This is a genomic window from Serratia sp. BIGb0163 (assembly GCF_024809935.1).
GTDB lineage: Bacteria > Pseudomonadota > Gammaproteobacteria > Enterobacterales > Enterobacteriaceae > Serratia > Serratia quinivorans.
Genome location: NZ_JANUDZ010000007.1, coordinates 39,323 through 58,979, shown reverse-complemented (window position 1 = coordinate 58,979; position 19,657 = coordinate 39,323). Strand labels below are relative to the sequence as shown.

The following is a 19,657-nucleotide window of genomic DNA, read 5'->3' as shown; positions in this document are numbered from 1 at the left end:
GGGTGTCTGCGCTTAGGTTGCGTCTGACTCATCCGCCGGCAGCGTCTGGCACGGCAACAGCAGGTTGCTCAGCGTACTTTCCGGCAGCACTTTCGGCAGGTTGATGGCGCACTGCGCCGCACCGCTCCAGTGCACCGTCATACGGTCACCGGCCCGAATGCCGCTCAGATAAACGCTACCGCCGTCGTTCACTATCCCTGTTTCTTGTTTGCTGGCGTTCAGCACCGTGGCGCCGAACGGCGGCGTACTGCCATCTGCCAGGGTGATCACCGCCATCGCCTTTTCCCCGGCGATCACGTCAAATTTGCGGTAACCGATCGCGCCCTCGGTCAGGGTGGCCTGCACCACCGATTTGGTGGCCTCGGCGTTATCGCCCAGCTTGTTCAGATCAATGCTGGCCTGGTTGCGGTAGTAGTTGCTCACGTCCGTCACCACCGCCTTGCCGAACCTGTTGGTGTCGCTGGTGCTGCCGTAGCCACGCACCGGCACCCCGGCCACGCCGCCGGTGTCCAGCAGCAGGCGAGTCGCACCCGGCATGCCGATGCGGTGCAGTGCGCCGCCTTGAGTCGTCAACGTCGCGCCGCCCTGAGCAGAGAAGCCCAGCGCACTGTAACTGCCTTCCTGGTAGCTGGCGTTGGCGCTCATCTGAGCAAGATCACCCTCGTGGTTGTAATAACCGCTCAGATTGGCGCCGCCGCGCGAACTGCCCACGCTCAGCTGGTAGTTGTTGTGTTCGTCAACCCGGTCGTAATATCCCACCCGATGAGTGGTGTCGTTACGGTTCACCGCGGTGTTGTAGCTGATGTTGGCACCGCTGCCCCACGGCATCGTCAACGACAGGTACATACCGTCGTCGTTGCTGCCGTTGTATTTGTTACGGTAACCGGACAGCGACAGGCTCAGGTTCTTGAACCGGCCGATGTCGAAGTAACGCGACATCATCAGGTTATAGCGGTCATTCACCGGCCGGTCCCAGTAGGTCTGGTGGTCGTAGTTCAGATATAAACTGACCCCGGCATCGCGGAACTGCTTGCTAAAGGTGATGGTGTACATCTCCTTGTTATTGCCCATCCGGCGGCCCTCATGGCGTGCATCCAGGTACTCGCTCATGCTCATAAAGTCTTGTTCCGAGAAGCGGTAACCGGCGAAGGTCACCTGGCTGTCCAACTCGTCAAAGCTCTTCGAATAGCTCAGGCGGTATGAGCCGCCGCTCAGCGTGCCGTCCTGCTGCGGCAAACGCGCCCGCGACTGGGTGGCGTCAAACGACAACGCTCCCAGCGCCATCAGGTCGCGGCCGATACCCAACGACGCCGCGTTATAATCGCCACCGCTCAGCACACCGCCGTACAGTGACCACCCGTTGCTCACCCCCCAGGAAAACTCTCCGGTGCCGAACAACGGGCCGTCAGTATGATGCTGCCAGTCCGACGGACGCCCTGCGGCAAACTTGTAGCGCACTGAGCCCGGCCGGGTCAGGTACGGAATGCTGGCGGTGTTCATCTTGAATGCCTGCACGCTGCCGTCCTGTTCTTCCACCCGCACCTCCAGTTCGCCGGACACCGCATCGTTGATGTCCTGAATGCGGAACGGTCCTGCTGCCACCTGGGTTTCGTAAATTACCCGGCCCTGCTGGCTGATGGTCACCTTGGCATTAGTCTTCGCCACACCTGCAACCTCCGGCGCATAGCCACGCAGGTTCGGCGGCAGCATGTTGTCGTCCGACACCAGGCTAGCGCCGCTGAAGCGGAAGCTGTCGAACATGCCGGAGTTGAGGTAATCCTCCCCCAGCGTCAGCCGCGAACGCAGTGCCGGCAGCGCCCGGTAGGCGTAATAGCGGCTCCAGTCCAACTGCTGGTCGGTACCCTGCCCGCGACCAGTCTGGCGGTTTAGCTGCCCCTGCCAGTCGGCGCGCAGCCGCCAGGCACCCAGGTTGGCGCCGGCTACGCCGTTGCCGCTCAAGCTATGGCTCTGCGAACCATCCCGCTGCTGGTACTGAGTCTGGCCATTAAGGTTGTAGTCAAACAACAGCCCGGGAATACCTTCATCCCAACGCGAAGGCGGGTCCCAGTCCGCCGAGGCGTACTCCAGATAAGCCTGGGGAATGCTCAGGTACAGTGCCGCAGTGGCCAGATCGCCACGGGCTTCCATCCCCTTCAAACTGGAGATATCCAGACATTCGTCCTGGTGCCACCAGGTCAGCGCTTTCTGCGCCTCTCCCTTCAGCCCCAGTTGATCCACCAGGGTAGGTGACAGACAGGCTTGGCTGCCTTTCGGGTCATCGTCCGGCGGATAGAAAGAGATGTTCTGTTCCGGCAGCTCATTTTTATTAATATGTACCGTCAGGCTATAACGGCCCGGCATCATGTAGCCACTGCGGGAAAACTGGCTCAGATCGATATTTTTCCGGTCATTCACATCCAGCACGTCGGTATTAAACTGAATACCGTCATCGGCATAAGTCAGCTGCGCGGAAAACCCCATCGCCAGACAAATACAGACCCTCAACAGCCGAATACGAAACCGCGTCCTTGCAGGAATAAACACCATAGCCATCAACCCTGTTATTTAATAATTTTTATCCGCGTCAGTAATAATCCAGTTTGAAACGCACAGCGGAAGAATAGACTCCGGCCCGCAATGACTGGCTATTGCTTACCAGCCGCATGGCATAATTCAGTTGCATGCTCCCTAATGAAATATCACCGAGCGGCAAGGGCTTCCCTGGTGTGGCAATATTTCCCTGTCCATCGGCAATTTGCAACGCAACGCCCTTTGCTTCACCCTGCACACCAAATGATGTGCCGTCCGTTTCACCATCAAAGGTCACCTGAAAATGTTTCCAATTCGGTAATTTGTTATTGGACCGGGTTAATACGCAATTGATTAACTCAATGGAGAAAGGTTTGATCATCCCATGTCCATCCCGAATAATATCGGCGACCGGGACCGTCTCCATATCAATCACCTGTTCACGACTGCCAGCGGCAATAGCGCAGGCGGTATCAATAATGGCCCCTTGCATATTGACCCGTCCCCAGCCCTGAGTCTGCTGTACGGCCTGAGCACTGCTGGTAAATAAAAACAGAGTCAATATGCAAGGGGGCATTACTTTCCCACGAAAGTGAACCATTGAATATTCCCTATTCAAAAACGTGTCTTCCGGTAATAAAGCATGCGGGCTGCCCCGCATGCTGAATTCATTGCACTACAACCAGGCTTACTGGTAAGCGAGGGTGAAGTCGGCCACGGACTGGAATTCGCCCGGAGTCACTACTGCGCCAGAGGCTTTGCTGCCCTGCAGGTAAGCGGCGAAGCTCAGGGTGTTGTTGCCATTTTGCAGAGTCTGCGCGCTTGATGCTTTACCCAGCTCGATCAGCTTGCCAGAACCGTCGGTAATAGCGATGCCTGCACCTTTAGCTGTGCCGGTAATACCCAGCAGGTTATTGTCATCAACAGAGGATGCACCGCTAAAGGTAATGGATACCGCATTGTTTTTGCCCACCACCGGCGTACCTGAGCCAGCGCTTAATTCACAGTTTTCCAGTTTGATCTGGAAGTTTTTCGGCGTAGATTGGCCGCCATCTTTCAGTGCCACGTTAGAAATTTGCCCCAGGCTTACGGTCTGATCTTCAGTTTCCGGGGTAATAGAGCAAGGAGCATCGATAATTGCGCCTTTAAAAGTTACGGTGCCGCTGCCCTGATTTTTAACTGCAGCCTGCGCCATCATTGAAGTTGCACCAAAAGCCAGTACTGCCGCCATCATGATTTTATTCAGTTTCATAAAAAGCCCTTACATTCCTTTATAAGAAGAAGACATTGATAGTCAATTTTCAAATGTGTTGAAGAGAGTAGAGAAAACCCAATCATGCCTAAGCTTTATCCTATCAACTCTATTTTCGGCCAGCTCATCGCCAGCCACTACAATGTACCTAACCCAATATCATATTGGAACATTATAGTGTTAATATACAAAATTACGGAATTTAATAAATAAAAATTGCATATATATATGGTTTAATACTAAAAATGACTTATCAATTATGTATATAGACATGATCATAAATATTCATATAGCTATTTTTAATTAATACGTGACAAAAAAGCAGATTAATCCTACATCCAACCCAGTGGCGTTATTGAAAAAAAGAATCGGGAATAGCAGAATCAGTCCTCTCAAGGACAAGATGAGGTTTTGCTAAAATGATTTTCGTTATAAACAAGACGATTAAATACAATGAATATGAAGGAACGCTGGAAAACATTGACGATCCAGGTAACACAATCTTGCTAGTCAAGCCTGCATGTAGGCTTTTGTCTATCTTCGTAAGAAATAATGATATGCTCATTAAACGCAAACAACTGCTTGATGAAGTATGGGAGGACTATGGACTTAAAGCGACAGACAGTAACCTGAACAATTATATCTCTGGTTTGAGAAGGTCATTAGCAAAGTTTGATGAGGAAGAACTTATAATCACCTACCCAAGGCAGGGATTTAAATTCATCGCAAAAAAGATTGTCAGGCAGGAAGCCAATGCCATACTGTCAGAAACAGACAGCGTGGTTGAGCTAGAGAAAAAGGAGAGTATTAGGCCTGATGGCCCTAAAGAGGGGCAAAGACGAGCTTATTCCTGGCTAAAAAAAACTGCATTACAGAAAATGGCTGTCATTACAGTTATATTGCTGCTACCGTTTTTTTTAAGCATGGCCTACAAGCAGATTCCGATCAGTAACATTACCAATCTGGGCCAATACAAGAATTGTGATATCTACTCAATCAAGTACAACGGCATGCAGCCAAAAGAGATTGAGCATGTTATCTCCAATCGTTACAGCTGCGAGGATAAAGCTAACGTTTACTACTACTTCAATATTAAGGAAAAGAGCGTATCCTCCCATGCTTCATTGATCGCCTACTGCCCATTAGATGTCACCACCTCATGCGAGATTAGCTATATCAAAAGTTAGAAAACCACGTTTAACTGCATTTAAGAATCGGTAAGTGCTTTAAAAAAATAAAATACTCTTGATGTTTTTGTATGAAAAACGCTTCTACTACCAGGTAAACGGTCGGGATAGTAAAATAACACCCCCAAGTTTAAACCCATAATAGCATCATGGTTTATTGTTCAATGCTATTATGGGCAACGGTATTAATTTTCTGTGGCTGTGCAAACGAACGCAGGTGCGCGGTTTCCGGTGAAAACAAAGCTATTTTCACCAAGCGCCTCAACCTTAAGGAAAAAATACCGACTGTTGACGATTGGGAGAGTCTTGCTCACCGCGTCTTCACCAATGTTATCCGCAGGCATTTTTTTAATATCTTTAACGCGAAAATAGTAATAACCGCTCTGATAGGTGTAATCGGCCTCGATCATCCGTGACAGCGTATAGCTTTGCTGCACGCTGGCAGCCTGACCATTGACGACAAATGTCATCTCACGAAACCCGGAAGGAACCAGGTTAACCAGTATAACGCTTTCTTTTTTCTCTCCATCATAGGTTCTGATAACCTTCACCACGGCTTTACACGCAGGCACAGAATGTAAAGAAAAAAACAAAAATGACATTCCGAAAATTATCAGTACAGATAAGAAAGAAATCGCCAGAAAAATATATTTCTTATGGTTATTTTTGATCGACAATTTCATGAACATTCTCACATTGGGCTTCAACTCCCCTTACACTTGACGTGGGGCAGTAAGACAGAAAAGATACAGCATTATTCATGCCTGTATGGCTAACCAGCATTTTGCTATTAAAATAATAAATGGTTGCTGGGACAGCACAGTTAAATTTTAACTTTTCGATCAGGGGTTTTACTTTTGCCAGTTCATCATCAGCATGTTTGACGTAATGAGCAGCAGTCAAAACCTCTACCTTACAGTTTTCGACCCGGCCAATTTCACTCATTTTTGCAGAATTATATTTATTGAACAAAGGATAAGCTGCAATCATCACAATCGCTGCAGCCATTAACGCAAGCGCAATGAGGTGAGCAGAATGCCACTTTCTTTCCACCACAGCAGCAAGCGAGTCACTGCTGACTGAGCCCTGTATGGTTTCACCATCAACAGTATTAACCTCTCCGGCAGAAAACATAAACCCTTGCCGAGGTACAGTGATAATAATGTCACTCTCCCCAAATGAGTTGAATATCTTCCTGATCATTGAGATATAGTTATTCAGGTTACTGTGCGTAGACGACTTGCCATACTCATCCCAAGCACTCGATAAAATGAACTCCCGTGTCAGCAGCAAATCATTATTCTTAACCAACAAAGATAAGACCCTGCAAAGGGTAGCAGTGAGCATAACGGGTTCGATAGTATCATCCAGTAACTCTATCGTAGATTTGTCTTCATGAAAGATGATTCTTTTATTAATTATAAATTTCATTTATCTACTTATATTCCACCAAAAGAATGATAAACAAATAAAAATATCGCCCTAGCTTCACCGATAAAAATAAACTAGGAAAATTCTTATATCACAATACTACAACAAAAGAATAAAGGGTGTCCAAGGATATTGATGAAACAATATGGCTCCGCCTGAGTCGCCTCGAAAATCGCCTGATGACAAACAAGCACTACACCATGAATTAAAAAGACTTTATCGTTAAGGCGGCTCTTTTAAGGGTAAGCAAACTAGTCATTGATACCCGAAGACAACGCGCTGCTTACATTATTTTCTGTTAGTGATCGCTGTTTCCACATTGTTGCAGGCCCCACCTGAACTTCATGTTAGTGCCGGGTTTCAAGAGAACGGCTCGCGCTGCCTGTCGGCATGGTGCGGAGGTTCATGATCATCGGCCACGCATCGTAAGCGAGGTCGATTGCATCAAACACCCCGTCCAGGACCAAGCTCAATGATTACGCATCAAACCATTGATGCTGCCCTGCCTTTTCAGTATAAACCTGACCTGTTTTCCACATAGATTAACGACTGTCTAATCTCTCCATAAATAAAGAAGCAGCTTTTCGTTGGCATAACCTCCGTAAGCAGACACTCTTCAGTACAAAATGATGGCATGGTATTTCCCTGCGCGAATACCCTTGCAATTTGCATTTTTATTGTTATGGAAACATCACGTACGCCTAAGTATTTATATATTCTCGTCACTAACAGCATCACTCCGATAACACCGGGGTAGTGACAAAAAAATGACACCAGCAAGCTTAAACTGTCTGACACGCAGAGAAACGCCCATTTTTTATTAAAAAACACCGCCTTACTCAGGATATTTTTATCGACAACAAAACAAGCAATATAAATAGACATCTATTTCATACACGGCGTGAAACAAACTTATAATTAATTGATTTCCAATGCAGGGTAAAAAAAACAAACACCACAAAAACCACTCAACACAGAAGAATGCTTCAATTGCAATGGAATAGCAGCCATAAGATTTCGTCAAATAACCCTGCATGGTATTTTACTCCCTCTGGGTTCAGTAATTTATTGGCACCACTTAATTTAGGCGTACAGGCGCACAGCTGAAACCTGGTGAATTATCTAATCAGTATTATAAAGCCCTTATATCTATGGAGTAATAAATGAAAAAGGTATTACCAAGGAAAATATCCTGCCTTTCGGCCATGATAATGTTTTGCCTCAGTGGCGGAGCCGCCTTTGCTGACGCCTCCATTGTGCCGGTTGGCGGCAACGTTAACCTCGCTGCCAATAACGTGCCGGTAGTGAATATCAATCAGCCGGGCCAGGATGGCGTATCACATAACCAATACAGCCAGTTTGATGTAGGTAGCCAGGGCGCGGTATTGAACAATGCGCAAGGCAGCGCGCAAAGCCAACTGGCCGGTGCCATCACCGCCAACCCCAACCTGAGCGCAGGTGCCGCGAAGGTGATTCTTAATGAAATCAATTCCAGCGACAAAACGCTGCTGAATGGGATGATCGAAGTCGCCGGCCAGAAGGCGGACGTTATCGTCGCCAACCGTTCCGGCATTACCTGTAACGGTTGCGGATTTATCAATACCGGTACCGGGGTACTGACCACCGGCGAACTGCAGTTCAAAGACAAACAGTTCACCGGCTATAGCGTTACCGGCGGCACGGTAGCATTCGAAGGCAAGGGGCTGCAGAAAGGTGATGTGGACTACACCGCCGTGATTGCCCGCGCTGAGAATATCAATGCCGCGGTGCAAGCCAAGAGCCTGCTGGTGTTGGCGGGCAAGAAAACCGTCACCGCAGATCTGACTCGTTACATAAACCTGGAAAACAAAGAAAAATCACCAGAAGTGTTGGTAGATGTCTCCCAGCTCGGTGGTATGTATGCAGGAAAAATCATCTTAATCGCCAATGAAAATGGTGTGGGGGTTAATGACAGTACACCCGTCAGCCTTAGAAATAACGGCGAATTAGTGACTGATGGCGGTGATATGTTGTTGTCTGCTACGTCTCTTTCAAACGCGGGTAAAATCGCTGCTGGCGGCAATGCAAACCTGGCAACCACCGTGCTGTCGAACCAAGGGGATATCACGGCCAATAACGCACTTAATATCAGCGCCACCTCTTTCAGCAACGCTAAAGACATCAGCGCAAAAAATAATATTGATATTAAGTCAACCACTACGTCTAACAATGGGACAATAGTCTCTCAGCAAGGAGGGGTGACCGTATCGGATACGACCTTCTCCAACAACGGCACTATTCGGGCAAAAAATAACATTTCTCATAAAGGAACGTTATTTAGCAATAACGGTACCCTGACCTCAACCCAAGGTTCAGTGTTCAACAACGGCAGAGACATTAATTACAAGCCTCCTGTCGTCACCCCACCGACAAACTCATGGTGGTCATCCTGGTGGTCCCGTAGCTGGTAATATTATTCCTCCGCCGCTCGGCGGAGGTTTTACCCTGACGTAAAAAATTAATATGAAAAAAAATATCCTATTACTGCTGAGTCTATTGCAAGCAGAGGGCACCCATGCCGGTAATCTGTTATCCACATTGGAACAACAGACTGTCAGCCAGGAAAATAAAGAGCGGAATATTCAGAACAAGCTGCAGCCTGGCGCTCCCACCGTATTCACCCAACAGAGCGACACGCGCCAAGAGGCGCTCTTCTACCCGCAGGAGAACCCTTGCCTGATGATCCGTAAGGTGCAAATTGAAAGTGGTGAAATGCGCCCAATCCCCGCCATTAGGCAATTGGCCAAGAGCGCCGAACACCAGTGTCTGGGCGCAACGGGAATAAGCAATCTGCAGAAGGCCATACAAAATCAGTTGATCGGCGAAGGGCTGATCACTTCACGTGCAGCGGTGACCGCCTATCATGCCAAAGAAGAGACTCTCACTCTTTCTCTGATTTATGGCCGCGTCAACAGCATCAAGCTGAGTGACGACAGCAGCGGGCATTTCAATCTGGCCAGCGTTTTTCCGCTTAAAGCCGGCGACATACTCAATATCCGCAACGTTGAACAAGGGTTGGAAAACATCAACACCCTTCCCGGCACGCTGTCTGACATCCGTATTGCCCCCAGCCAAACGCCGGGAGAAAGTAAAATTGAAGTGCTGCGCAAACAAGAGAAATATTGGCAGTTAGCGTCCTGGGTCGATAACTCTGGCACCAAAGCCACTGGCCGCAATCAGGGTGGTGCCGCGCTTTTCCTCAACAATCTGACCTCGCTTAACGATACCCTTTACGCATCGCACTCCCAGAATATTGAGATATCTGACACTCGCGGCAACAGTTCACACGCAATATCCTACTCCCTTCCCTATGGGTTCTGGTCAGTAGACCTGTTTGCGGGTAAGAGTCAATATCATCAGAGTATTCCCGGCTATGCTGTTGACTACCAATATAAGGGGCAATCAGAAAGCCTCAGCCTGCAAATTGGCCGAACGGTATCACGCGGTGCTCGGTACAAAACCACGCTCAATGCGCAATTATTGGAGCGGGATTATCATTATTTTATTAATGACACGGAAATAGACCTTCAGCGTAAACGCTTAACCAATATAAAAATTGGCGCCAAACACTTGCACTACATCGATGATGCAAGGGTTTCGTTATCGCTGGATATTTTGAAAAATATGCGATGGTTCCAGACCAATCATCTCGATGGCGCCTATAACTTAAGCAGCCACATTATTAAAGCCGAAGCCAGCGTATTTAATCCTTTCATGCTATCCAACCTTTCCATGGATTATAGGGGCGGATTAACGCTGCAACTCACCAACTATGACTTGCCTATACAGGACAAGTTAGGCATTGGGAGCCGTAATACCGTGAGAGGATTTGATGGCGAACTTAACTTGTTCGGCAACAAAGGCATCTACTGGCAAAATACGATGGCCTGGAACTTAAGTTCAGTTCCGCTACAGCCCTATGTTGGCAGCGATTATGGCTATGTTATGCAGAGCGAGAACGCTGTTGGGCATAAGCTGGCAGGCGGTATCGCAGGCGTAAGAATTGAAAAATGGAATACCAGCCTCGATACCTTTGTCGGTACCCCCCTCTATAAACCCCACGGCTTCGCTACCAGCTCGATGAATATCGGTTTTTCACTGATATGGCGATATTAATGATGATGCCAAAAAACCGGGGCCGATAGCCAGCCCCCGTGGGCCCAGCTTAACGGGCCGGGTTGAAATGATCCCTGATAAACACCGGCAAGTCGTTTGACGGCGGCGTAAAGGGCACCTGGTACATCATGTCGCCGACAAAGCCCCGGTGATAGGTGGCGTGATTCACCAGGTGCAATAGGATTTGCTCCTGCGTCATCACGCCTTCACCCCCACCGACAAATTCGAAATGAACGACTTTCGTCAGATCCTCGTTTGACCAGGTATCCACCAGATCGATATACCAGCGGTCCATTTCCTGCACCGCTTGCCACAACGTTTCCAGCTCCGGCGTATGCTCGGTATTGCGCGCGGTATAGCCGTGCTTTTTCCCCTGCAGATGGTGTCTGAAGATATCGTCCACCACGTACGTATGGTTTAGCGTATGCACCATATTGCCAAACCGCGTCGGGCGCGGTTTCAGGGCTTCGCCCTCCGGCAAGGATCTGACGTTGCTGAACGTCAATGCATCCGCCCAGGCTTTGTAACGCACCAGCATTTTCAATGTGTTGAGGGCCGAGGTCGTCGGCGCAGTCTGAACGACCGTTTCACTGAGAAGCGAGTTATTCGTAACCACTGACATGCTGTGAACTCCTGATTTCAACATTTGACGTTTTTTAAAAGCGTTGATTACCCTGCGCCAGTCACCTGATTGTGCATCAAAAAAACCAGGTTGCATCAGCACCTGGCTTTTTTATTTCATCACTGCAATCCCATCCCCTTTTTCACTGAGCTCGGGGGCACGCCATATTTGGCGGAAAATGCCCGCGAAAACGCCTCCACGCTGCCAAACCCAACCTGATAGGCCACCTGCTTGACGCTTCGCCCCGACATCAGCGCTTTTCTGCCCAGCGTTAAACGCCATGCCGTGAGATAAGCGCCCGGCGTTTCCCCCACAACCGTCCCGAATCGCTCGATAAAATGGCTGCGCGACATGCCGGCGGTCTGCGCCAGCCTTTCAACCGACCATTTGCAGGCCGGCTCGTCGTGCATGGCAACCAGGCTACGGTGAAGGGCGGGATGGGCCAACCCGGCCAACATGCCGGCTTTCACCGCACCGGCGGCAATAGCGCGCCGGATGACCAGCACAATGATGACTTCGCACAACCGATCCTGCACCGACACCGTTCCACAACGGGGGGATTGCGCTTCGCCAATAAACAAATCGGCAACGCCCTGCAGCGCCGGCGTGTCCGCCAGCAAGAAATCCATTCTGTCGGGCAAGGTACCGACCAGCGGGTTCAGCTCGCCGGAAAAATCGACGCCGGCGCTGACGATGACCGCAAACTCACCTTCCGGCGGCGGCCCGCCTGCGACGTTAAAACGGATATGTGATGCCCCTTCACCCACCTCACGCGCAGCGACGTAGAGGTTGGCATGGTCTGTCGGGCAGGAAAGCACCCTGACTTTCAGATCAAAGGCCCTGAGAAAGGCGGCCAGCCGGTCATGCTTGTGCATATTTGTACTATTCATCATGGAATTTGGACATTGTCCGTCAGAAAGTACGCTAGTTTGCAGGCAACCGTCAAAACCTCATGGAGCCCCCCACATGCGCATCGCGTTACTGCATACCTTTGAAACCAATATTGCGATATTTACTCAGACCGCATCCCGGCTCGGCTTGTCCGCAGATTCACTAACGCACGCCGTTCGCGCCGATCTGCGTGCCGCAGCGGAAGCGGGAGCGCCAGATCTGGAACAACAGGTCTGCGCCGCACTTGAAACACTCAGCCAAACTGCCGATGTGGTGGTGCTGACCTGTTCAACGCTCTCCGGCGCCGCCAGAGCGCTCGCCGCAACCTCGCCAGTCCCGATACTCAGAGCGGACTACGTACTGGCGCAAAGGGCGCTGCAGGCAAGTGATTCGATCGTGGCGCTGTGCGCCACAGAAGCCTCGGCGATGTATACGCAAAGGTTGTTTGAAGAAGCAGGCAAGCGCGCCGCCCAAAGGGTTGAAGTTCGGGTTGTCCCAGACTGTAGCTTGCAGCTGCAGCGCGGCAATACCCAAGCGGCCCTGCGGCTTACCGCACTGGCCGCCGAACAGGCCAGCCAACAAGGAGCCACCGAAGTGGTGCTGATGCACCCGTGGATGGAGGGAGCCTTGGCCACTATGGCAACCGACCGGGTTCCCCTGTCCAGCGCCCCGGTTAGCCTGTCGGCCGCATTGAATATTCTCCAGGCCACCTCTGCCGACTAAACCCGGCCCCCGTTCCTCTATAAGACCGGGGTCATGCCCCGGCCTGCTTAATTTCACTTCATTTACCCTTCTCTCCGGCACAACCCCGTATTTTCTGCCATGATTTTGCCTGTTAAATTAGCAGGCCTTATGCAGACTTCCGTTACTTCTGGAGAGCACCGATGCTGTTCACTTTTTTTAAAAACGTCATGTGGGCATTTTTTGCGCTGGTCATCGTTCAATCCAGCGCGCTAAGTTTCACTCTGGAAGTGACAGGCAATATCGAAAACACCACCGATCCGGCAAAAAAAAGTTATCTGTTTACCGATAAACAACTGTTGGCGATGCCGGTGAGCAGCATCACCACCTCAACCTCCTGGACGCCGCAAAGAAAGTTCGAAGGGGTTGCCGTGGCGGACATTTTGGCGCGTGTGGGGGCCAAGGGCAGCACTCTGACGTTTTACGCGCTGAACGATTATTACATCGACGTGCCGCTGTCCGACGTCGAGAAATACAATATGATTTTGGCCTACAAGATGGACGGCGAAATGCTGAAGATCAGAAACTTCGGCCCGCTGTTTTTGGTTTATCCCAGGGATGCCGCAGGGCCTGAGTTGAATTCCCCGCTCTACAACTCACGCTTTATCTGGCAAGTGGACAGGATTGTGATCAAATGAAGCTCACAGGGTTTAAAAGCAACAGCAGGCTGGCGATCCCGGCTATTTTTGCCGCACTGTTTTTGGTTGCCTCTACGGTGACGCTGTATTACTACAGCGCAACCCTGTCAAAGAAGGGGCTGTATGCTATCGCCGGCACCCAGGAGAATTACTCCTGGTCGATCGCCAAGTTCTCCATCAAGCTGGCCGAGTTTGATACGCTGGTCGAACAGCTGAAAAATGCGCCGCAGGTGGACGCCGAGGCTCTGCGGCTTAAATTTGAAATCCTTTACTCTCGCTTTTACGTGCTGGAAACGGTGTCCGAATCCACCCAGCCACTGTACGCCGAACCGGGTTATCCCGAGGTGGTCACGCACATGCGCGAGAAAATGGATCAGATTGATCATTTGCTCAACAGCCCGAAGATTGATTTCTCGTTGATTTCGCAGGCCATGAGGCAGATTAAGCCCTATGCGATTGAGATGGCCAACCTGACCGATCACGCTGAAGTGAAGCAGCGCACCGCCGCCTACGAAGACTATATCGAAAAACGACACATCATTTTTTATGGTCTGGTGATCGTGATGTTCTCGGTGATCGCGCTGATCGCCATCACCCTGATTGTGCTGCGCCAGCAGCGCCTGACAATCCGGCAGCAGGCCAAAGCGATTGAGGCAGAGAAAGCCACTCGCACCAAAAACGCCTTCCTGGGGGCCATTGGTCACGAACTGCGCACCTCGCTGCAAAGTATTATGTCTGCCATTGATGTGCTGGTGAATACCAAGGTGTCGGCCGAACATGCGGACACCTTCCAACGTCTGGAAACTGCCGCGCAGCAAATTGAAAGCCAGATGAAAGATCTGACCGATTACGCGCACCTGGACAGCGGGATGATGGAGCTGCGCATCGCCCCCTTCGACGTCCAGCGACTGGTCGAGGAAACGGCTAATGAAATCAATACGCTGAGTCAGAAAGAACAGGTGACGCTGTTGTGTGAAGTGGAGTGCGGTCATCTGCAGATACATTCCGATCCACTGCGCATCAGGCAAATTATCGTCAACCTGCTGACCAACGCGTTCAAATATACCGAAAGCGGCACCATCACGCTGTATAGCAGCCTGCGGCGCCAGCCTAACGGCAATGCATTGATTATTGAGGTCACGGATACCGGCATCGGTATCGAAAAGGAGATGCTCGACCAGATATTCCAGCCCTTCACCCAGCTCGATCAGTCGCATACCCGGCAGTATGGCGGCGTCGGCATGGGGTTGGCGATTGTACACGGACTGGTCACGCTGCTCGACGGCAGCATTACCGTCTACAGTGAGCCCAAAAAAGGCAGCACCTTCATCGTCAGTATTCCGGTTGAAGTCAGCAACGAAGAACGGCTCGACGAAATACCTCACCACCACCAGGGCCTGCTGCAAAAACAGCAGCATATTTTGGTGGTTGATGACAACAAATCGGTGAGTGACGCCTTCGCGGCGCTGCTGGACAAGCTCGGCTATCAACATGAACTGTGCAATTCGTCGGAACGGGCGCTGCAAAAGCTGCTCCGTCGCCCTTATGACGCATTACTGCTGGATCTGCAAATGCCCGGCATTGACGGTGCCGCGCTGGCTAAACAATTACGCAGCCAACGTGGCCCCAACCGTGGTATTCCGATCGTGGGCATTAGCGCTTACACCCCGGAACAACTGTCTGCCGAACAGCGGGCGCTGTTCGACAATTACCTGATGAAGCCGGTCAGGCTGGACGCGTTGTCTTCCGCACTGGCTTCACTGCTGGCCGCTAGAGATTAAAACAGCGCAACAGTGCGGCTTCAATCACATGGAGCCGTACTGGCTTTTCATAAGGGCCCAGTACGTCATAGTCGCGCATCGCCCTGGCGATTTCAGATTCGCGCTGATCGGTCCCTAACTGGCCGGTGAGAACCAGAACCGGCGCATCCGGGTTATCCGAGGCGCGGATGGCTGCAATACATTGATCTGCCGTTTCCTGACCAATCAACCAGTCGACCACATAACCATCGAACAGGCTCTGCTGCAACGCCAGGTTAAAACTGCTGACATCATAAAATGCCACCGCATGAAAACCGCGGCTGTTTAGGTATTTGGTCAGCTCATCGGCCGCCTGATGTGAATCATCAAGTACCGCAATGCTCAGGCGCTCATCTTCGACGGCGGCTGAGCGAAGCTCGATCAGCTCCACGCAAAAACGCTGCCCCAGCGGCGCATCATCCGCACGATAAAGACACCATTGCCCCGCCTGCTGCAACGCGACATATTCCGACGAACGTCCGCCAACCAGCTCATGGCCGATATAAGCCACACAACCCAGTTCCACACCCCCCACGTAAAAGATGGCATCTCGCACCATAGTTTGCGCAGAGATGACATTTTCAGGGCCGGTGTCCACGATCGCGGCGGGCGTTTCCCCTAATGCCGCAGCGACGTTGTTAATTTGCTCCAGAGTCCAGGGACTTTGCCCCTTCAGCTTACGATGCGCATGCGAAAAACTCAGATCCAGAATGCGGCTGAGCTCTTTGGCATGCTGACGCTTACCAATCCCATAATGTACAAACAGTTCCCTGACCCGGTTTGCTATCGACTGTGAATCGAATTTCTGGTGATTGTTATCCATTTTTTCCTTCGATTTTTTTTGCTGTTTTTTCAGTCGTTTTCATACTTGCCGTGCAAAAAAGCGATCCAAAACTGGTATATGGTACAATGTATAACCTAAACATTGCTTGACATACCACATTATATAGTCAAACATGGTATCAGAAGAGACACACAGCAACACCACAATAAAAATATAACAATAGTAAGATCGCATCACCAATAATCATAATGACACCAGGGAAAGCTCGTTTCAGTTACGACGTGAGAGAATGTATGCAATAGATCCTCGTCGTAATTTGGGCCGTAGCGCTAATCTGTTTTACCGCGTTTTGAACCGGGATCCGCAAGGGTCCCGTTTTTTTTGTCGTTTTTACCGCAAAGCGGCGTGATGCATCATACGTTTTCCCTCCGTCATCACCCCGTTAAAATCCAAAAAAATAGGGCCAGCAAGCTGGCCCAGTGTTCGCTAACAAAATTAAGATAGGGGGATCAGAACTTCCAGGTGAAACCGGCGTTGACGCTGTTGTCCTGGTAGTTTTGCGACAGCAACCCGCCGTAGCCCAGCGACAGCGTGGCGTTCTTGTTCACCGCCACTTCCGCACTGGCTTTCAGCACCGCGCCGTCACGCGAGGCCGACACGCTGTTCACCACAAACGGGGAATTACCCCCGTTGAAGCGCAGCCCGGTACCGCGATCCAAATCGCCGTATTGATGCTGCCAACCCAGTTCGCTGCGCAGCGCCACGCTGGTGGTTTTGCTCGCCTGCCACTCGGTATCCGCACGCAGCCCCAGCGTCGAGACGGTCGCGTCGGTGTGTTGCTTGTCGCCCTGCAGCGCCGCCGCCCCGCCGTCCTCCGAGATACCGTTGTTCTGGAAGTTGATGTACGCCAGGTTGGCGAACGGCTCCAGATTGACCCAGTCAGCCTTCACGCTGTAACCCGCCTCGGCGAACACCTGCTCGGTGCGCGCGCTGTATTTCGCGGTTTCCCGATCTGACTGCATGCCGTAATTGACCGAACGCGAGGTATCGAAGCGGTGCCAGGTGTAGCCACCGCCGGCACGCAGCGCCAGTTCACCAAACTGTTTGCCGCCGTACACCGCCAGGTGGTAGTTGTCGCTGTCGGCATTCGAGCCGTAGCCGCCGTCCAGCGAGGTGCGGGTGTAGCCGGTTGCCACCCCTAACCGCCAGTCGTCCGCCAGCGCCGAGTCCAGCCCCACCAGCACGCCGTAGGTCGATGCCTGATAGCCGGTGGCATTGGCATCGCCCGACGCATGGTCCCAGGCTCCCAGCAGTTGCGCCCAGGCACCGCCGTCGTCGTCCGCCTTGATGTCCGGCGAGGTTGCCAGCCCTTCCGCCTGTCGCAGACGGCCGTTCAACGCGTCACGCAGGTAACGGCTGTCGTTAACCTGTGCCGAGGCAATATCCGCGTGGATCTGCCCGGACAACTGACGGAACGCCTGACGCGCTTCCCCTGCCGAACCGGTATTGAGGATGCTCTCGTACACCGGGTTGCCCGCCGCCAGGGCATCCGCCGCTGCCGCTACCGCGCGCTCGTTCTGGGTGGCTGCCACGCTGGCAAAGGAGGTGTCGTTACGGCCAACGTTCAGCGTGACCTGATTAGGTTGATAGGTCAGCCCGGTGCCCAGGAACAGGTAGTTTGGAGCCACCGAATCAAACTGCCCGCTGATACCCTGCTGAGCGGTCAGAATGTTGTACTGCTGGCCCAGCAGGCTGCGGACTTCGCTTTGCGACAGCAGATTGGTACTGTTCTCCAGCGAAACAGCGACTTCACCGCCACCGATCGTTGCCGATCCGCTGCTTTGGATCCGATCGCTCTGGCCATTGGGTGCCACTTCCACCGCATAACGGGAACCCGACTCGAAGCTTACGTTACGCGTCACGTTCAGCGCGCCGATCGAGTTGCCCGGTGCCACGGTACCGCCGCTGCGGGCGGTCAGTGACCCGACCGTGCCGGAACCACTCAGCACGCCGCTGTTTTGCACCGTGACGTCTGATGTGACCGAACCGTTAACCGCCAGCAGGCCGGTATTTACCCAGGTCGGGCCGGAATAGGTATTGGTGCCGGTCAGTACCAGCGCCCCCTGGCCTTCCTTGGTCAGGCCGCCATGGCCGTAGATGTCATTGGAATAGACCTCCACCGAACAGTGGTAGTCATCACAAATACGAGCCTGCAGCGTGCCTTGATCGATTTGCGCCCCGAAGCCGGGAATGTTGGCGACAAACTGTGACGAGCCGTAAGCCACGCCTGTCGGATCTGGAATGCGGAACTCTTCAGGAATATCTTCGACGGTATAGAACATGCCCGGGCCGTTAATCGCCTTGCCCAGATTGATCATCCCCCAGCCGTACAGCGCATCGATCCCCGGTGCGCCCATATCGGTGGCGGTGGTCTTCAACACGTCGGCAATTTGCGCCGACGTCATGTACGGGAAACGCTGCAGTAACACGGCAACCGCGCCGGTCACGTGCGGCGTCGCCATTGAGGTCCCATTTTTATTGCCATAGTCCGAGACCAATTGATTCGGATCGGAACCGTTGGCCACGGTGCTGTAGATTTTACTGCCCGGTGACGAGACGCAGAAACTGGCGGTATAGCCGCAGCGTGAAGAGAAGGTGCTGATGGTATAAGGCACGCGGTTGGTGGAGGCATCATCCTGTGCGACGCTGGCAACCGACAGCCAGTTAGGCGCAATATCCGGCACAAAATAGGCCAGACCGCTGATCACGTCAGGTTGGTTGTAGTTGCCGTCGTTACCGGCGGCGAACAAGACCAAAATGTTTTTGCGTGCCGCATCGATCGCGCCCTGATACCCCGCTCCCGCCAGGCTGCCCAGCAGCGGTTTCACCTGATCAAACTGTTCCTGTGCGTCTTTCAGTTCGAAATGCAGCGCGTCTGGCTTTTTGCCATTATCCGATAAGAAATCGGGAATACTGACGCCCCAACTGTTATTGATAACCCGCACGCCATTGTTGATCATCGCCTGCCAACCGGCGTTGGTTACGCTACCATCCAGCCCGAGGAATTCGCCATAGGCCGGGCCATCATTGTCGTTATCAACGCTGATGACCTGTGAATCAAAGGCCACGCCATGCATACCGATGCCGTCACGATTGGCCCCGCTGATGCCGGCCACGTGTACGCCGTGGTTAACCAGCGTCACCCCATCGCCATTATAGAAATGGAAGGTGCCGTCGAAGTAAAAACGATCGCCGGCCTTAATCCCCTTCCGATGCGGATCGGTATAGGCGCGGTTCCCCTGGGTCACCACGTTCACCAGTTTGCCGTCACCGGCGAATTCAGGGTGTTTATTCACCGGGGTATCAAAGATGCCCACCTTTTGCCCTTTACCGGTATAACCCGCGGCATAGGCCTCGTCAGCGTGAATCGCCCCCAACCCCCAGTTGGCGTTGAATTCATTACTGCGCCAGCTTGCCGGATCGCCTGACTTACCGCCTTCCGTATAGGGCGCAGCCTGTACGCCACCGGCCGCCAACAGCGCGCACAGCAAGGCGTTCAGTTTCCATGTCGGCGCCAATGCCGGTTTATTCTTTCCTGTCGCTTGCTTCATTCCCTTATCCTTTTTTT

General features: G+C 52.0%; 15 protein-coding genes. 6 read left to right on the top strand and 9 right to left on the bottom strand.

What is annotated here, in order from left to right:
* Window positions 1-12 precede the first annotated feature (12 nt).
* The 3 genes from M2406_RS20565 to M2406_RS20555 form a co-directional block, all read right to left on the bottom strand.
* A complete protein-coding gene (locus M2406_RS20565; protein WP_012147397.1) occupies window positions 13-2,547 on the bottom strand; it encodes an outer membrane usher protein in 2,535 nt (844 codons plus the stop codon).
* Window positions 2,548-2,584: 37 nt separating this feature from the next.
* Entirely contained in the window at window positions 2,585-3,130 is a 546-nt protein-coding gene (locus M2406_RS20560) for a fimbrial protein (RefSeq protein WP_012147398.1), read from the bottom strand.
* An 87-nt stretch (window positions 3,131-3,217) separates the two neighbouring features.
* Complete coding sequence (locus M2406_RS20555) at window positions 3,218-3,781, bottom strand: fimbrial protein (protein WP_012147399.1); 564 nt, start codon at window positions 3,779-3,781, stop codon at window positions 3,218-3,220.
* A 419-nt stretch (window positions 3,782-4,200) separates the two neighbouring features.
* Between M2406_RS20555 and M2406_RS20550 the strand changes: the two genes are divergently transcribed.
* A complete protein-coding gene (locus M2406_RS20550) occupies window positions 4,201-4,968 on the top strand; it encodes a transcriptional regulator (protein ID WP_012147400.1) in 768 nt (255 codons plus the stop codon).
* A 185-nt stretch (window positions 4,969-5,153) separates the two neighbouring features.
* Here M2406_RS20550 and M2406_RS20545 read toward each other — a convergent pair whose 3' ends face one another.
* Entirely contained in the window at window positions 5,154-5,651 is a 498-nt protein-coding gene (locus tag M2406_RS20545; protein ID WP_012147401.1) for a hypothetical protein, read from the bottom strand.
* Complete coding sequence (locus tag M2406_RS20540; protein ID WP_012147402.1) at window positions 5,629-6,399, bottom strand: helix-turn-helix domain-containing protein; 771 nt, start codon at window positions 6,397-6,399, stop codon at window positions 5,629-5,631. The genes M2406_RS20545 and M2406_RS20540 overlap by 23 nt, the downstream gene beginning before the upstream one ends.
* Window positions 6,400-7,562: 1,163 nt before the next feature.
* Between M2406_RS20540 and M2406_RS20535 the strand changes: the two genes are divergently transcribed.
* Both M2406_RS20535 and M2406_RS20530 read left to right on the top strand, forming a co-directional pair.
* Window positions 7,563-8,849: a filamentous hemagglutinin N-terminal domain-containing protein gene (locus tag M2406_RS20535; protein ID WP_012147403.1), complete on the top strand. Its 1,287-nt coding sequence runs from the start codon at window positions 7,563-7,565 to the stop codon at window positions 8,847-8,849.
* Between the two features lie 52 nt (window positions 8,850-8,901).
* Window positions 8,902-10,554: a ShlB/FhaC/HecB family hemolysin secretion/activation protein gene (locus M2406_RS20530; protein ID WP_115183557.1), complete on the top strand. Its 1,653-nt coding sequence runs from the start codon at window positions 8,902-8,904 to the stop codon at window positions 10,552-10,554.
* A gap of 49 nt (window positions 10,555-10,603) precedes the next feature.
* On the opposite strand, the gene M2406_RS20525 is transcribed toward M2406_RS20530, so the two are convergent.
* Together M2406_RS20525 and M2406_RS20520 are read right to left on the bottom strand one after the other, a co-directional pair.
* On the bottom strand, window positions 10,604-11,176 hold the full coding sequence (locus tag M2406_RS20525; RefSeq protein ID WP_012147405.1) for a DinB family protein: 573 nt from the start codon (window positions 11,174-11,176) through the stop codon (window positions 10,604-10,606).
* 119 nt (window positions 11,177-11,295) lie between these two features.
* The gene (locus M2406_RS20520) at window positions 11,296-12,069 is read right to left on the bottom strand and encodes an AraC family transcriptional regulator (RefSeq protein ID WP_012147406.1); all 774 of its coding nucleotides are present in this window, start codon (window positions 12,067-12,069) and stop codon (window positions 11,296-11,298) included.
* Window positions 12,070-12,142: 73 nt separating this feature from the next.
* On the opposite strand from M2406_RS20520, the gene M2406_RS20515 reads away from it, so the two are divergent.
* The 3 genes from M2406_RS20515 (at window position 12,143) to M2406_RS20505 (ending at window position 15,227) form a co-directional block, all read left to right on the top strand.
* Window positions 12,143-12,790, top strand: coding sequence for a hypothetical protein (locus M2406_RS20515; RefSeq protein ID WP_012147407.1), 648 nt, complete (start codon window positions 12,143-12,145; stop codon window positions 12,788-12,790).
* Window positions 12,791-12,951: 161 nt separating this feature from the next.
* Complete coding sequence (locus M2406_RS20510) at window positions 12,952-13,446, top strand: molybdopterin-dependent oxidoreductase (RefSeq protein ID WP_012147408.1); 495 nt, start codon at window positions 12,952-12,954, stop codon at window positions 13,444-13,446.
* Window positions 13,443-15,227 carry an ATP-binding protein gene (locus tag M2406_RS20505; RefSeq protein WP_259191199.1) on the top strand — a complete coding sequence of 595 codons (1,785 nt, stop codon included), beginning with the start codon at window positions 13,443-13,445 and terminating at the stop codon, window positions 15,225-15,227. The genes M2406_RS20510 and M2406_RS20505 overlap by 4 nt, the downstream gene beginning before the upstream one ends.
* On the opposite strand, the gene M2406_RS20500 is transcribed toward M2406_RS20505, so the two are convergent.
* Window positions 15,217-16,068, bottom strand: coding sequence for a helix-turn-helix domain-containing protein (locus M2406_RS20500; RefSeq protein WP_012147410.1), 852 nt, complete (start codon window positions 16,066-16,068; stop codon window positions 15,217-15,219). The genes M2406_RS20505 and M2406_RS20500 overlap by 11 nt on opposite strands.
* A gap of 470 nt (window positions 16,069-16,538) precedes the next feature.
* A complete protein-coding gene (locus M2406_RS20495) occupies window positions 16,539-19,640 on the bottom strand; it encodes an autotransporter outer membrane beta-barrel domain-containing protein (RefSeq protein ID WP_259191195.1) in 3,102 nt (1,033 codons plus the stop codon).
* Between the last annotated feature and the right edge of the window lie 17 nt (window positions 19,641-19,657).